This is a genomic window from Plantibacter elymi (nom. nud.) (assembly GCF_900177795.1).
In the GTDB taxonomy this organism is placed as follows: Bacteria; Actinomycetota; Actinomycetes; order Actinomycetales; family Microbacteriaceae; genus Plantibacter; species Plantibacter elymi.
Genome location: NZ_FXWJ01000006.1, coordinates 114,846 through 129,226, shown reverse-complemented (window position 1 = coordinate 129,226; position 14,381 = coordinate 114,846). Strand labels below are relative to the sequence as shown.

Below are 14,381 nucleotides of genomic sequence, written 5' to 3'. Positions count from 1 at the left end.
GCCTAGGCGAGCCGACCGGGGCGCCGTTTCTGAAGGTCCTGTCAGGAACGACCGCTTCACCTTGCCGCCCGTGATCGGACGGCCATACAGTGCAGGTGCTCCCGACCCTGAATCGATTCACATCCCGCCTGGAGCGAGCCCCTCACCGTGGAGGAACGGACCCTCAATGACGATCGACCATCCAGCGCAGCCGGCGCGAACCGAGCCCACCGGGCGCAGCACCCAGCCGGCGCTCTCGCTCATCGGAGCCGCCAAGACCTTCGGCCCCGTCGTCGCCCTGGCCGACGGCACCGTCCAAATCGAGGCCGGCGAGATCCACGCGCTCGTCGGCGAGAACGGCGCCGGGAAGTCCACGCTCGTGAAGATCCTCGCCGGGCTCTACACCCCCGATGCCGGCGACTTCACCCTCGCGGGGAAGCCCGTCGCCTTCCGCGGGGTCGCCGACAGCAAGGCCGCGGGCATCTCCGTGATCTACCAGGAGCCGACGCTGTTCCCCGACCTCACCGTCGCCGAGAACATCTTCATCGGCCGCCAGCCGAAGAACGGCCTGGGACTCATCAGCACGGGCGCCATGCGGAAGGCCGCCCGCGCCCTGTTCGACCGCCTCGGCGTCCAGATCGACCCCGACCGCGTCGCCGAGGGCCTCTCGATCGCCGACCAGCAGATCATCGAGATCGCGAAGGCCATCTCGCTCGACGCCAAGGTCCTCATCATGGACGAACCGACCGCCGCACTCTCCGGCGTCGAGGTCGACCGCCTCTTCCAGGTCGCCCGCTCCCTGCGAGACGCGGGCGCCGGCATCATGTTCATCTCCCACCGCTTCGAAGAGGTCTTCGCACTGTGCGACCGCATCACGGTCATGCGCGACGGCCGCTACATCGCCACGCACGTCACGAGCGAGACGACGGTCGACGCGATCGTCCGGCAGATGGTCGGTCGCGACATCGCCGCCCTCTTCCCCAAGCAGGACGCGGAGATCGGCGACGCGGTCCTCACCGTCGACGGGCTGTCGCGCGCCGGCGTCTTCTCCGACATCTCGTTCACGGTGCGCTCGGGTGAGATCGTCGCCCTCGCGGGACTCGTCGGCGCGGGGCGCACCGAGGTCGCCCGCGCCGTCTTCGGCATCGACCCCTACGACACCGGACGCGTCACGCTCGGCGGCAAGCCGGTGAAGGCCGGCGACCCGCAGGCCGCGATCGACGCCGGCATGGGCTTCGTCCCCGAGGACCGCCGCAAGCAGGGTCTCGTGATGGACCTCTCGGTCGCCCGCAACGCGACTCTCACCCTCCGCCACCGGCTCGCGCGGTTCGGGATCATCTCCGGCCGCCGCGAGCGCGAGGCGGCCGAGGAATGGTCGGCCCGCCTCCAGGTGAAGACCGGCTCCCAGGAGTACGCGGTCTCCACCCTCTCCGGCGGTAACCAGCAGAAGGTCGTCCTCGCGAAGTGGCTCGCCACCGAGCCGACCTTCCTGATCGTTGACGAGCCCACCCGCGGCATCGACGTCGGCACGAAGAGCGAGGTCCACCGCCTCATCTCCGAACTCGCCGGCCGCGGCATCGCGATCCTCATGATCTCCTCCGAACTGCCCGAGGTCCTCGGCATGGCCGACCGCGTCCTCGTCATGCACGAGGGCCGGATCACCGCCGAGCTCACCCGCGAAGAAGCGACCCCGGAGACCGTGATGCACGCGGCCACCGGTTCCCTGGAAGGCGCACGATGACCGACACCACCACGAAGCCGGGAGGCGGCGGCCCCGTCACCGTAGCGACCGAGCGCACGACGAACCCGATCGCATCGATCGTGCGACTCCGGGAGCTCCCGGTCACCGTCGCCCTCGTCGTCCTCGTGCTCGTGACCTACCTCGCGAACCCGCTGTTCCTGTCGGCGCAGGGGGTGAAGGACCTCCTCCTCAACGCGACGATCATGATCATCCTCGCCGTCGGTCAGGCGCTCGTCATCATCACCCGCAACGTCGATCTGTCCGTCGGCTCGATCCTGGGGCTCGTCGCCTTCGCGACCGGCACGATGTTCGCGACGATGCCGCAGCTGCCGATCATCGCGGTGTTCGCCATCGCGATGCTGCTCGGCGCGGTGCTCGGTGCGATCAACGGTGCGCTCGTCACGATCGCGAAGGTCCCCGCCCTCGTGATCACCCTGGGCACGCTCTACATCTACCGAGGCCTGAACAACGCATGGGCGGGTGGCACGCAGTACTTCGCGGACGACCGACCCGACGCGTTCGGGAACCTGTCCGTCGACACCGTCCTCGGCTTCCCGGTCATCACCCTCATCGCGATCCTCGTCGTGGTCGTCGTCGCCGTCTACATGGCCGGCGCCCGCTCCGGCCGCGACCTCTACGCGATCGGGTCGGACCCCGACGCCGCGAAGCTGTTCGGCATCCCGGTCGGCCGCCGCGTCTTCCTCGCCTTCCTGGCGAACGGCCTGCTCGCGGGACTCGCCGGCGTGCTCTACGCCTCCCGCTTCAACTCGGTCGGCGCGACCACCGGGTCGGGCATGGAGCTCGACGTCGTCGCGGCGGCCGTGGTCGGTGGTGTCGCGATCTTCGGCGGCAGCGGCTCCGTCGCCGGGGCCGCGATCGGCGCGATCCTCCTCACCACCATCACGAGCGCCCTCACCGCCCTGCGCGTCGACAAGTTCTGGCAGCAGGCGATCGTGGGCATCCTCATCCTGGCCGCGATCATCATCGACCGCGTCGCCAGCCTCCGAACGGCCAAGAAACTGCGAATGAGCGAGGCACGCGATGTCTGATCTGAAGACCCCGGCAGCCCCGAAGGCGCCGTTCACCAAGGGCTCCGGCCCGCTCGGCACCGATACCACCGGCGTGCTCGTGGCCGAACCGAAGGGCCGCACCGGCGCCTCGCGCATCCTCCTCGGCCGCGACGCGATCATGATCTACGCGCTGCTCGTCGTCGTCATCGGCGCCTGCCTGCTCATCCCACGGTTCGCCTCCCCCGTCACGGTGGGCTTCCTCCTCCTCGACGTCATCCCGATCCTCCTCATCGCGATGCCGATGACGCTCGTCATCATCACCGGCGAGATCGACCTGTCCGTCGCGAGCACCGCGGGCCTCACGAGCGCCGTCATCGGTGTGCTGTGGGCCGGCGGCGGGATGGACATCGGGGTCGTCCTCCTCATCGGGCTGCTCGTCGGGGTCGTCGCCGGCGCGTTCAACGGCTTCCTCATCGCGGTGGTCGGACTCCCGTCGCTCGCGGTGACGATCGGCACGCTCGCGCTGTTCCGCGGCCTCGCACTCGTCGTCATCGGCGACAACGCGGTCGCGAACTTCCCGCCCGAGCTCACCGCGTTCTTCACGTCGAAGATCGGCTCGACCGGCATCCCCGTGGTCATGGTCGGGGTCCTCGTCGTCGTGCTCGCCTTCGGGGTCGTCCTGCACCTGACCCCGTTCGGCCGCGGGCTGTACGCGCTCGGATACAGCACGGAGGCCGCGAGTTTCGTCGGCATCAAGGTAGCCCGCTCGAAGTTCTGGCTCTACGTCGCGACCGGCGGCGTCTCCGCCCTCGCGGGGGTGTTCTGGACGCTCCGCTACTCGAGCGCCCGCAGCGACAACGCCTCCGGGCTCGAACTCGCCGTCATCGCGGCCGTACTCCTCGGCGGCGTCTCGATCTTCGGTGGCAAGGGCTCCATCCCGGGTGTCGTCGCGGGCGTGCTGCTCATCGGCACCATCAACTACGCGCTCCGGCTCGGCCGCGTCTCCGACGTCGTTCTCATCATCGTGACCGGGACCCTGCTGATCGCCTCGGTGGTCGGCCCCAGTATCTTCGAATCCGTCAAGCAGTGGAACCACCACCGACGGATCCGACGCAGCCTGCCCCAGCACTGATCTCCCGATCGGCGCAGCCCTCGGGGCACCCCACGCCACAGCACCAGGCGTATCCAGAAAGGAACAGACAATGCAGTCGATTCGAAACCGCGCAGCAGGCCGTTCGGCCCGTCGCGCAGCGGCCCTCATCGCCGCAGCAGCCTCCCTCGCACTCATCGCGACGGGGTGCGCCACCGGCGACTCCGCGGGATCAGGTGGCGGCGGCGGTGCCGCGGAGAGCATCACCTTCATCCCCAAGCAGCTCAACAACCCGTACACCGACGTCGTGCTCGGCGGCGGCAAGGACGGCGCGAAGGCGGCCGGCTTCAGCGCCACCGAGGTCGTCGGCCCGCTCGAGGCGAGCGCGTCCAGCCAGGTGTCGTTCATCAACGCCGAGACCCAGGCCGGCACGAACGTCATCGTCATCGCGGCGAACGACCCCGACGCCGTCTGCCCCGCCCTCAAGGAGGCCCGTGACGGCGGCGCGAAGATCGTCGCGTTCGACTCCGACACCAGCAAGGACTGCCGCGACGTCTTCATCTCCCAGGTCGTCGCCAAAGACGTCGCCCTGATCCAGACGAAGCTCATCTCGGAGCAGATCGGTGGCTCGGGCGAGATCGCGATCCTCTCGGCCACGGCCAACGCGACGAACCAGAACGAGTGGATCAAGTACATGGAGGAGGAGCTCGCCTCCAACCCGGACTACAAGGACATCAAGCTCGTCGCGAAGGTCTACGGCGACGACGACGACACGAAGTCGTTCCAGGAGGCCCAGGGTCTGCTCCAGGCGCACCCGAACCTCAAGGGCATCATCTCGCCCACGACGGTCGGCATCGCCGCGACCGCCCGCTACCTCTCCACCTCGGAGTACAAGGGCAAGGTCGCGCTGACCGGCCTCGGCCTCCCGAACGAGATGCGTCCGTTCGTGAAGGACGGCACCGTCACCGCGTTCGCGCTGTGGGACCCGGCTCAGCTCGGCTACGTCGCCGCGTTCGCCGGCAAGGCGTTGGCGGAGGGCACGATCACCGGCAAGGAGGGCGACACCTTCGAGGCCGGCGACCTCGGTGAGCGCGAGGTCGGCGCCGACGGCACCGTCATCGTCGGCCCGCCGACCACCTTCGACGCGTCGAACATCGACAAGTACGACTTCTAGGAGTCACCCGCACCAACCGAACCACCACTGCCCTAACTCAGGAGCGGCTCGGCGCGTCGCCCCGCCAGGGCCCGCGCCACCGCCGACACGCCGACGGCGTCCTGAGTTAGGGCAGTGGGTCGTGACGGGAGTTCATCGTCAGGAGCGTTCGTCGTCGGCGTCGGGATCGGCGCGCTTCATCTCCAGCTCGAGCTTGCGGATACGCTCGGCGTCCTCGGCGGCCTGGATCTCGCGCTCGAGGGCCGCGAGCTGCTCCTCTGTGCTGCTGACGGCGCGGTCGGGCTGCGACTGCGAGGGCGTCGCGGGCGACGAGGAGCCGCGACCCGGGCCCCACGAGCCTGACGTCCGCGACTGCTTCCGGCCACGGCGCTCGGGGAGCTTGATCCGGCTCGTCGACCAGTCCTTGCCGAGCAGGAACCACAGGGCGACGCCGATGAGCGGGATGAAGACGATGAGCAGCACCCACACGATCTTGGGCAGGTTGCGCACGACGGGCTCGGGCTGACCCACCACGTCGATGAGCGCGATGATCGTGAGGACGATGAGCAGCAACGACAACACGAACATGTCGTCAATCCTAGGCAGACCACCGGTGGGTTCGGCCAGGATGGTCGGATGAAGACCATCCCCCTGCCCCAGACCGACCTGACCGCGTCCAGCATCGTCCTCGGCCTCATGCGGATCGAGGCCCTCGACGACGAGGCCATCCGCACTCTGTTCCACACCGCACGCGACGCAGGCGTCACCGTGTTCGACCACGCCGACATCTACGGCTCGGAGCGTCACGGGTGCGAGCGTCGCTTCGGCGACGCCGTCACCCTCACCGCCGCCGAACGCGAGCAGGTGCTCATCCAGTCGAAGGTCGGCATCCGCACGGGCTTCTTCGACTTCTCGGAGGAGCACATCCTCCGCACCGTCGACGAGTCGCTCGCGGCCCTCAAGACGGACTACCTCGACCTCCTGCTCCTGCACCGCCCCGACAGCCTCGTCGAGCCGGAAGAGGTCGCGTCGGCGTTCGACACCCTGCAGGCCGCGGGCAAGGTCCGGAACTTCGGCGTCTCGAACCACACGCCGGCGCAGGTCGAGCTGCTGAAAGGCTCCGTCGAGCAGCCGCTCATCGTGAACCAGGTGCAGCTGAGCATCACCCACGCCCCGATCATCGCGTCGGGCGTCGCCGCGAACATGGCCGGCCTCGACCAGTCGATCGACCGCGACAACGGCATGCTCGACTACAGCCGCCTGACCGGCATGACCCTGCAGGCGTGGTCGCCGTTCCAGGCCGGCTTCTTCACGGGCGTCTTCATCGGCGACCGCGAGCACTACGCGGAGCTGAACGACGTGCTCGACGAGCTCGCAGCCGCACACGGCGTGACGCCGTCCGGCATCGCGACCGCGTGGATCACCCGGCACCCCGCGAACATCCAGGTCGTGCTCGGCACCACCAAGCCGTCGCGCGTCCAGGAGGCGGCCTCGGGTTCCGATGTGACGCTGTCGCGCGAGGAGTGGTACCGCCTCTTCACCGCCGCGGGACACACCCTCCCGTAGCGGTCGCCTCCGCCATACCCACCTTCCCCAACTCAGGACACGAGCCGCGTGTCGCGCCTGCTGACCGGCTGACGCGGCCGACACGCCGCGGCCGTCCTGAGTTGGGGACGGGTACGCTCGGAGAGGAACCGGAGGGCAGCATGGCGAAGCACGACATCGGGTTCGCCGCCGTCGCCAGACTCGCCGGCGTCTCGAACGCGACCGTCTCCAACACGCTCAACCGCCCCGAGATCGTCGCCCCCGCCACGCGTGAGCGTGTCCTCGCGGCGATCGAGGAGCTCGACTTCGTCCCCAACCGCGCCGCCGCCACCCTGCGGCAGGGCACGAACCGGCTCATCGGTCTCGTCATCCCCGACATCGCGAACCCGTTCTACTCGGCGATCGCCCGCGGGGTCACCGAGGCCGCAGCCGAACACGGCTACACGGTCGCACTCTGCGTGAGCCACGACGATCCGGACCTCGAACTCCGGCACTTCGAGATGCTCGCCGAGCACCGGGCGGCCGGCGCACTCGTCGCTCCGCTGACGGCCGACGCCTCCCGACTGGCCCAGCTGCGACGGGTCGGTAGCCGCCTCGTGCTCATGGACCGCACCGCCCCCGAGGGCACCGGCTGTTCCGTCGCGATCGACGACGTGCACGGCGGGGAGCTGGCGGTCGCCCACCTGCTCGCGACACGGCGGCACGGCGGTGACGGCACTCCTCAGCCCTCGGGGCACGTCGTGCATGACGTGCCCCGAACGGCGAAGCGTGCCGCGACACCCGGTCCAGGGATCGTGCTCGTGAACGGCGACGTGGCGATCCCGCAGTGCGCCGATCGACGCGAGGGTGCCCGGAACGCGTTCATCGCGGCCGGTCTCGACCCCGACGACCTCCGCGAGGTCACCGTGGACGAGATGACCGTCGACGCGGGCCGCATCGCAGGTCGTCGGATCGCGGCGCGGACACCGCGTCCGACCGGCGTGTTCTGCACGAACGACCAGCTCGCACTCGGCGTCATCAGGGGACTGAACGACGGCGGCCTCGCGGTGCCCGACGAGGTGTCGGTGGTCGGCTACGGCGATCTCGCGCTCGCGGCCGACGGGCGGGTGCCGCTCACCACGGTCGAGCAGCCGAAGGACGAACTCGGGCGCGTGGCCGTCGAGATCCTCCTGGCCGAGCTGGGCGCCGACCGCGCGGCGCACGAGCATGTCACCCGCACGCTCGAGCCGCATCTCGTCGTCCGCGAGTCCGCTCCCCTGCCTGCCTGAGCAGCGGCGAGGCTGGACGCGGCGGTGACGCCCGGGTACAGTCGTCACCAGTATTTAATCGATTAAATACTCCGGCACCCCGCACCCATCCAAGGATCGACGATGACCCACTCCCCAGCAGCAGCCGTCCACCCGCTCCTCACCCCGAAGGCACGGCGGAAGCCCCGCATCGGCCTCGTCGCCGGCGGCCTCGGCACCTACTGGCCGCAGTTCCCGGAGCTGCTCCCCCAGCTCCAGGCGTCGGCCCGGTACGTCTCGGAACGCTTCCAGCAGATGGACGCCGAGGTCGTCGACGTCGGCTTCATCTCGGACGCGCAGGAGGGCGACGCCGCGGCCGAACAGCTCCGACAGGGCGACTGCGACCTCATCGTCCTGTTCCTCACCACCTACCTCACCTCCTCGATGGTCCTGCCGATCGCCCAGCGCGCGAACACCCCGGTCCTCGTCATCGACCTGCAGCCGACCGAGCGGATGGACCACGCGAATTTCGACACCGGTGCCTGGCTCGCCTACTGCGGGCAATGCCCGGTGCCCGAGGTCGGCAACGTCTTCCGTCGCGCGGGCATCCCGTTCCGCTCGGTGTCGGGGTGGCTGCGTCAGGAGTCGGCGTGGGACCGCATCTCGCAGTGGATCCGGGCGGCGCACGTCCGCGCAGCCCTCCGCCACGCACGCCACGGCCTCATGGGGCACGTCTACCCCGGCATGCTCGACGTCTCCACCGACCTCACCCTGCTGCCGACCACCTTCGGTTCGCACGTCGAAGTCGTGGAGTTCGACGACCTCCGCGTCCTCGTCGACCAGGTGACCGACGCCGAGGTCGCCGACCGCATGGCCCTCGCCCGCGAGATCTTCACCCTCGACGACACGGTGATCGAGGACGACTTCGCGTGGGGAGCGAAGGTGTCGGTCGGGCTCGATCGGCTCGTCGACGAGTTCGCGCTCGACAGCCTGGCCTACTACCACCGGGGTCGCGACGGCGAGCAGCACGAGCGACTCGGCGCCGGCATGATCCTCGGTGCGTCCCTCCTCACCGCTCGCGGCATCCCCACGACCGGCGAGTACGAGCTGCGGACGACCGTCGCGCAGCTCGCGACCCAGGTCGTCGGCGCCGGTGGATCGTTCTGTGAGATCCAGGCCTTGGACTTCGTGGACGAGGTCGTCGAGATGGGGCACGACGGACCGGCGCACCTCGCCGTCAGCTCCCGCGACCCACTGCTGCGCGGCCTCGGGGTCTATCACGGCAAGCGCGGCTGGGGTGTGAGCGTCGAGTTCGACGTGCGGCACGGCCCCGTCACGCTGCTGGGGTTGGGGCAGGACCGCGACGGCTCGCTCGCCTTCGTCGCGTCGGAGGGCGAGGTCGTCCCCGGCCCGCTGCTCGCGATCGGCAACACGACGAGCCGCGTCGACTTCGGGCGCGACCCGGGTGTCTGGGTGGACGAGTGGAGCGCGACCGGTATCGGGCACCACTGGTCGCTGTCACTCGGACACCGGGCGGCCGACTACCGGGCTGCGGCGAGCCTCCTGGGGATCGACTTCCGCCAGGTGTGAGGCACGCATCGGCCCCTCAGCCAACCCCGGTCCCAGAGCCTGTCGAAGGGCAGCCCCGCCGAGGGGCCCTCAGAACAGGAAGCCCGTCGGTGGCACTTCGACAAGCTCAGTGACCGGAGGACGTGGCGCCCGGAACACCCGGTCCCTGAGCCGAACCCGGTCCCTGAGCCTGTCGAAGGGCGCTTGCCGATAGACGGATCACAGCACGGCGCGAAGACGCTCCACCGCGGGCTCCACCACGGCGATCGGCGCCGGGCGCTGTAACCCGTCCAGGGCGACCGCCAGCCGACGGGTGGCGCGATCGACATCGCCACCACCCGCACCGAGCTCGCGGATCGGGGCGAACAATGCCGCCCGTCGCAACCAGGGCTCGTCCTGCATCCAGCGGTCGAGGACGGTCTCGGCCTTTGCTCGGGCCGTCCCGTCGAGGCGTTCCAGGAGCGGTCCGATGACGTCGGTGGCCAGCGGGTCGGCGAGCTCGGGCACCCGACCGGCGCGGACGAAGCCCTCGATCCGTGTCAGATCGGTGTGCCTGAGCACCGGGACGCTCGACTGCAGGAGGACGATCGCGGCGAGTCGACGCTCGAAGACCGGCACGGCCCACAGCTCCGAGGCGAGGGCCGTCAGCTCGTCGTGCTCCAGCCCGCGGAACTTCCGGAGGGCGTCCCGCACGGTGCCGCGGACCGCACCGACCGAGGACCCGTAGGACCGGAGCCCGTCGCCGAGCCGCTCGGCGACGTCCGCTGCTCGGTAGCCGTCGCCCTCGTATTGGAGCGCCGCGTCGATGAACTCCCCCGCAGCACTCATCCCACCATTCTCCTCTTCGCTGGCGGCACGTGCCCACTCTCGCGGCACGTGATGCAAGGCGTGCCGTGAGAGCGGGCACGTGCCCCATGAATAGGTACGGTGGGTGGATGACCGTCGTGATCGTGGGACTCGGACAGCTCGGCTCGGATGTCGCCGGGAGGCTGCTCACTCGCGGCGACGACGTCGTCGGCGTGAAGCGCACGGCACCCGAGTCGAACCCGATCCCTGAGCCGAACCCGGTCCCCGAGCTTGTCGAGGGGCGCTTCACCCTCCAGCTCTGCGACCTCACCACCTCCGCCCCCGACCTTCCTGCGGACACGACCGCGATCGTGGTGACCCTTGCACCGGGGGCACGCTCGGTCGAGGCCTATGACGCCCTCTACCGCGACGGTGTCGGGCGTCTTCTGAGCGCGGTCGCCGCGCTCCCCGGCACCCCGCCCCGCATCCTGTTCGTCTCCTCGACCGCGGTGTGGGGCGAGGACGGCGGGGAGACGATCGACGACACCACGCCGGCCGTCCCGACCACCGGCACCGCACGCGCCCTGCTCGCCGCGGAGGAGGCCGTCCTCACCGCGGTGCCCGAGGCGAGCGCCATCCGCTTCGGCGGCCTCTACGGTCCGACGTCCACGATGTTCGTCGACCAGGTCCGCGACGGCCGCGTCACCCGGCCCTCCGGCTGGACCAATCGCATCCACCGTGACGACGCTGCGGCCGTGATCGTGCACCTCCTCGGCCTGCCGGCGGCATCGCTCCCGCCGGTCGTGGCGGGCATCGACCAGGAGCCGGTCCTGCTGTCGACGGTCGCCGACTTCCTCGCCGATCGACTCGGCGTCGCTCCCCCGACGCTCGACGACGCCGGTCGCACACCGGACGAACATCATCGCGGCAAGCGCATCACGGCGGCCGCGCTCCGCGACACCGGATTCACCTACCGCTACCCCACCTACCGCGAGGGCTACTCGGCGCAGCTCCCCTGATCGGACGATCGCAGCGGGTCACGGCTGCTTCGTCACCTCGGCCATCGCCCGTCGACCGGACGGCACGAGCACGGCGACGGCGAGCACCACGAACGTGAGCACGCCGGCGACGACGAGGAGCAGTTCGACGGAGACGACGTCGGCGAGCGGTCCGAACACGATCATCCCGAGCGGCATCGACACCGCCATGACGATGCCGACGAACCCGAACACGCGACCCTGCCGCTCCGGTTGGACGCGCTCCTGCAGCAGGGTCATCGACGTCGTCGAGAAGAACGGCACCGCGATCCCGAGCAGGAACATGAAGCCGAAGAAGACCCAGAGGTTGGTCGAGAGCCCGAGCCCGATGGACAGCGCCCCGAACACCACCGAGGATCCCACGATGAGGAGCACGCGGTTCTTGGTACCGCCCCAGATCGCGATGATCGCTCCGCCGCCGACCATCCCCACGCTGAAGGCGAGTTCGTTCACGGTGAGCATCCAGACCTCGTCGCCGAAGGAGCGGGCGATCATGAGCGGTGTGAGGTAGGACGGCGCGACGATCAGCAGGAACACGATCGCGAAGAGGATGAGCAACCAGCGCACGAAGCCGTGGTGCCAGACGTATCGCACGCCCTCGGTGAGGTCGGCGAAGTAGCCGGGGCGCTCGCCCGACCGCACGAGCGTCCGCACCGGTACGAGCAGCAGCAGCCCGATCCCGATCGCGGCCGTGACGACGTCGACGAAGAAGATCGCGACGAGCGACGCACTCGCGTACAGCGCGCCGGCCGCAGCCGGGGCGACGAGCATCATGGCCGACTGGATGGATCCGTTGATGCCGTTGACCCGCATGAGCTTGTCGGTCGGCGTGATCTGCGGGATGAGCGCGGAGACCGCCGGCATCTGGATGCCCGCGCCGACCGAGCGGATCGCGAGCGTGAGGAAGATGAGCCAGAGGTCGGCGGCGCCGTTGATGAGGAAGATCGCGAGCGCGAGGGTCGTGATGGCGATCGAGCCGTCGGCCGCGATGATGAGCAGTTTGCGGTTCATGCGGTCGGCCCACACCCCGCCGAAGATCGACACGATCGCCTGCGGCAGGAACCCCGCGACGGCGGCGAACGCGAGCACGACACCGGACTTCGTTTCGAGCGTGAGGTGCCACATGATCGCGTACTGCACGAGCATCGAGCCGAACAGCGAGACCGTCTGGCCGGACAGGAACACCGCGACGTCGCGACGCCAGCGCGGGCTCTCCGAGGCGACGGTCGTCTCCTCCGAGTCGTCGGAACCGTCGATCGTGGGTGCATCGGGTGGCGCGTCATCGGCAGCCATGCGATCCACGCTAGGGACTTCACTCCGGGGTGTCCAGGGGTGATCGGTGCGGACGACGGGCACGCCCTGACCGTCGAACGGCCGATGCACCCTGTCCAGATCTTCAGACGTCCGGGCAGCCGGTCCGTTGACCCGCGGCCGATCGCCCGGATACGCTGCTTGCGATCCTCTGAATCGATTCAGAGCGTCCGTGACCCGAACCGAAAGGTGCGCCTCGATGACGAGTGCCCGACCCCTGCACCGCGTGTGCTTCCAGCTCCAGGTCAAACCCGAGCGCCTCGCGGAGTACCGCGAACGCCATGCCGCCGTCTGGCCGGACATGCTGCAGGCCCTCGCCGACACCGGTTGGCACAACTACTCGCTCTTCGTCCGCGACGACGGCCTCCTCATCGGGTACTTCGAGACGGCATCGCTCGAGGCAGCCCAGGCCGGCATGGCCGAGACCGAGGTCAACGCGCGCTGGCAGGCCGAGATGGGCGAGTTCTTCATCGACCTCGACCTCCCACCCGACCAGGGCTTCCTCCGGCTCACCGAGGTGTTCCACCTCGAGGACCAGCTCGCCGTCCTGCACGAGTAGCATCGTTGAAACGATTCACGTATGCTGCATCCAGCGCCGTGAACGCGCACCAGACCACCGGAACACGCACAGAGAAGTGACCATGACCAGTTTCGACACCATCACCCCCCTGCTCGAGAAGCAGGCCATCGAACTCCCCTCCTGGGCGTTCGGCAACTCCGGCACCCGATTCAAGGTGTTCACGACGCCCGGCACCCCCCGGACGCCGGAAGAGAAGATCGCCGACGCCGCCAAGGTGCACGAGTTCACCGCCCTCGCGCCGAAGGTCGCACTCCACATCCCGTGGGACCTCGTGGACGACTTCAGCGCCCTCCGCACCTACGCCGAGGACCACGGCGTCGCGCTCGGCACCATCAACTCGAACACCTTCCAGGACGAGGACTACAAGTTCGGCAGCCTGACGCACAGCAACCCGGTGATCCGTCAGAAGGCGATCGACCACCACTTCGCCTGTATCGACGTCATGCACGCGACCGGCTCGCAGGACCTCAAGATCTGGCTCGCCGACGGCAGCAACTACCCGGGCCAGCAGGACATCCGCGGCCGGCAGGACCGCCTGGCCGACTCGCTCCAGCAGATCTACGCCCGCCTCGGCGAGGAGCAGCGACTCGTGCTCGAGTACAAGTTCTTCGAGCCGGCGTTCTATCACACCGACGTCCCCGACTGGGGAACGTCCTACGCCCAGGTGGCCCAGCTCGGCGACCAGGCCCTCGTCTGCCTCGACACCGGCCACCACGCGCCGGGCACCAACATCGAGTTCATCGTCGCCCAGCTCCTGCGCCTCGGCAAGCTCGGCTCGTTCGACTTCAACTCGCGCTTCTACGCCGACGACGACCTCATCGTGGGTGCAGCCGACCCGTTCCAGCTGTTCCGGATCCTCTACGAGGTCGTCCGCGGCGGCGGCCTCGACGACGACTCGCCGGTCGCGTTCATGCTCGACCAGTGCCACAACGTGGAGGACAAGATCCCCGGGCAGATCCGCTCGGTGCTGAACGTGCAGGAGATGACCGCGCGCGCACTGCTCGTCGACCGCGATGCACTGACCACGGCACAGGAGGCCGGCGACGTCCTCGGCGCGAACGGCATCCTCATGGACGCGTTCTACACCGACGTCCGAGGGCCGCTCGCCGCCTGGCGCGAGAGCCGCGGCCTGCCGGCCGACCCGTTCGGCGCCTACCTGGCCTCGGGCTACCAGCAGCAGATCGCCGAGGAGCGCGTCGGCGGGACCCAGGCGAGCTGGGGCGCGTAAGCGGCAAGGCCGAGCCCCTCGACAGGCTCAGAAAGCGCCGGCGACCCGGTCACTGAGCCAGCCCCGGTCACTGAGCCAGCTCCGGTCACTGAGCCAGCCCCGGCCACTGAGCCAGCTCCGGTCACT

13 protein-coding genes are annotated in these 14,381 nt (G+C 69.4%); 10 read left to right on the top strand and 3 right to left on the bottom strand.

Features of this window, described 5'->3' with window-relative positions; translation table 11 throughout:
* Positions 1-166 precede the first annotated feature (166 nt).
* From CCK91_RS18190 to rhaS, 4 genes are all read left to right on the top strand, one after another.
* Positions 167-1,720, top strand: a complete 1,554-nt coding sequence (locus CCK91_RS18190; RefSeq protein ID WP_086475235.1) for a sugar ABC transporter ATP-binding protein — start codon at positions 167-169, stop codon at positions 1,718-1,720.
* Positions 1,717-2,769 (top strand): ABC transporter permease, encoded by a 1,053-nt coding sequence (locus tag CCK91_RS18185; protein WP_079706409.1) that lies wholly within the window; start codon positions 1,717-1,719, stop codon positions 2,767-2,769. The genes CCK91_RS18190 and CCK91_RS18185 overlap by 4 nt, the downstream gene beginning before the upstream one ends.
* Positions 2,762-3,862: an ABC transporter permease gene (locus CCK91_RS18180; protein WP_079706408.1), complete on the top strand. Its 1,101-nt coding sequence runs from the start codon at positions 2,762-2,764 to the stop codon at positions 3,860-3,862. Before CCK91_RS18185 ends, CCK91_RS18180 begins: the two co-directional genes overlap by 8 nt.
* A 70-nt stretch (positions 3,863-3,932) precedes the next feature.
* Complete coding sequence (gene rhaS / locus CCK91_RS18175; protein WP_085514253.1) at positions 3,933-4,994, top strand: rhamnose ABC transporter substrate-binding protein; 1,062 nt, start codon at positions 3,933-3,935, stop codon at positions 4,992-4,994.
* A gap of 138 nt (positions 4,995-5,132) precedes the next feature.
* Here rhaS and CCK91_RS18170 read toward each other — a convergent pair whose 3' ends face one another.
* The gene (locus CCK91_RS18170) at positions 5,133-5,561 is read right to left on the bottom strand and encodes a PLD nuclease N-terminal domain-containing protein (RefSeq protein ID WP_086475234.1); all 429 of its coding nucleotides are present in this window, start codon (positions 5,559-5,561) and stop codon (positions 5,133-5,135) included.
* Positions 5,562-5,609: 48 nt separating this feature from the next.
* Here CCK91_RS18170 and CCK91_RS18165 point away from each other — a divergent pair, with 48 nt between their 5' ends.
* The 3 genes from CCK91_RS18165 to CCK91_RS18155 all read left to right on the top strand — a co-directional run bounded on the left by CCK91_RS18165 (position 5,610) and on the right by CCK91_RS18155 (position 9,334).
* Complete coding sequence (locus CCK91_RS18165) at positions 5,610-6,539, top strand: aldo/keto reductase (RefSeq protein WP_086475233.1); 930 nt, start codon at positions 5,610-5,612, stop codon at positions 6,537-6,539.
* 140 nt (positions 6,540-6,679) lie between these two features.
* Complete coding sequence (locus CCK91_RS18160) at positions 6,680-7,786, top strand: LacI family DNA-binding transcriptional regulator (RefSeq protein WP_086475232.1); 1,107 nt, start codon at positions 6,680-6,682, stop codon at positions 7,784-7,786.
* Between the two features lie 102 nt (positions 7,787-7,888).
* Positions 7,889-9,334 carry an L-fucose/L-arabinose isomerase family protein gene (locus CCK91_RS18155; RefSeq protein WP_086475231.1) on the top strand — a complete coding sequence of 482 codons (1,446 nt, stop codon included), beginning with the start codon at positions 7,889-7,891 and terminating at the stop codon, positions 9,332-9,334.
* Between the two features lie 198 nt (positions 9,335-9,532).
* Here CCK91_RS18155 and CCK91_RS18150 read toward each other — a convergent pair whose 3' ends face one another.
* Positions 9,533-10,141 carry a DNA alkylation repair protein gene (locus CCK91_RS18150; protein WP_086475230.1) on the bottom strand — a complete coding sequence of 203 codons (609 nt, stop codon included), beginning with the start codon at positions 10,139-10,141 and terminating at the stop codon, positions 9,533-9,535.
* Positions 10,142-10,248: 107 nt separating this feature from the next.
* Between CCK91_RS18150 and CCK91_RS18145 the strand changes: the two genes are divergently transcribed.
* On the top strand, positions 10,249-11,118 hold the full coding sequence (locus tag CCK91_RS18145; RefSeq protein WP_086475229.1) for an NAD-dependent epimerase/dehydratase family protein: 870 nt from the start codon (positions 10,249-10,251) through the stop codon (positions 11,116-11,118).
* Between the two features lie 18 nt (positions 11,119-11,136).
* Here the strand turns inward: CCK91_RS18145 and CCK91_RS18140 are convergent, their stop codons facing one another.
* Entirely contained in the window at positions 11,137-12,429 is a 1,293-nt protein-coding gene (locus tag CCK91_RS18140) for an MFS transporter (RefSeq protein ID WP_086475228.1), read from the bottom strand.
* A gap of 217 nt (positions 12,430-12,646) precedes the next feature.
* Between CCK91_RS18140 and CCK91_RS18135 the strand changes: the two genes are divergently transcribed.
* Both CCK91_RS18135 and rhaI read left to right on the top strand, forming a co-directional pair.
* Positions 12,647-13,006, top strand: coding sequence for an L-rhamnose mutarotase (locus tag CCK91_RS18135; RefSeq protein ID WP_165767090.1), 360 nt, complete (start codon positions 12,647-12,649; stop codon positions 13,004-13,006).
* Positions 13,007-13,088: 82 nt separating this feature from the next.
* Positions 13,089-14,255, top strand: coding sequence for an L-rhamnose isomerase (rhaI, locus tag CCK91_RS18130; protein WP_207568258.1), 1,167 nt, complete (start codon positions 13,089-13,091; stop codon positions 14,253-14,255).
* Positions 14,256-14,381: the final 126 nt, after the last annotated feature.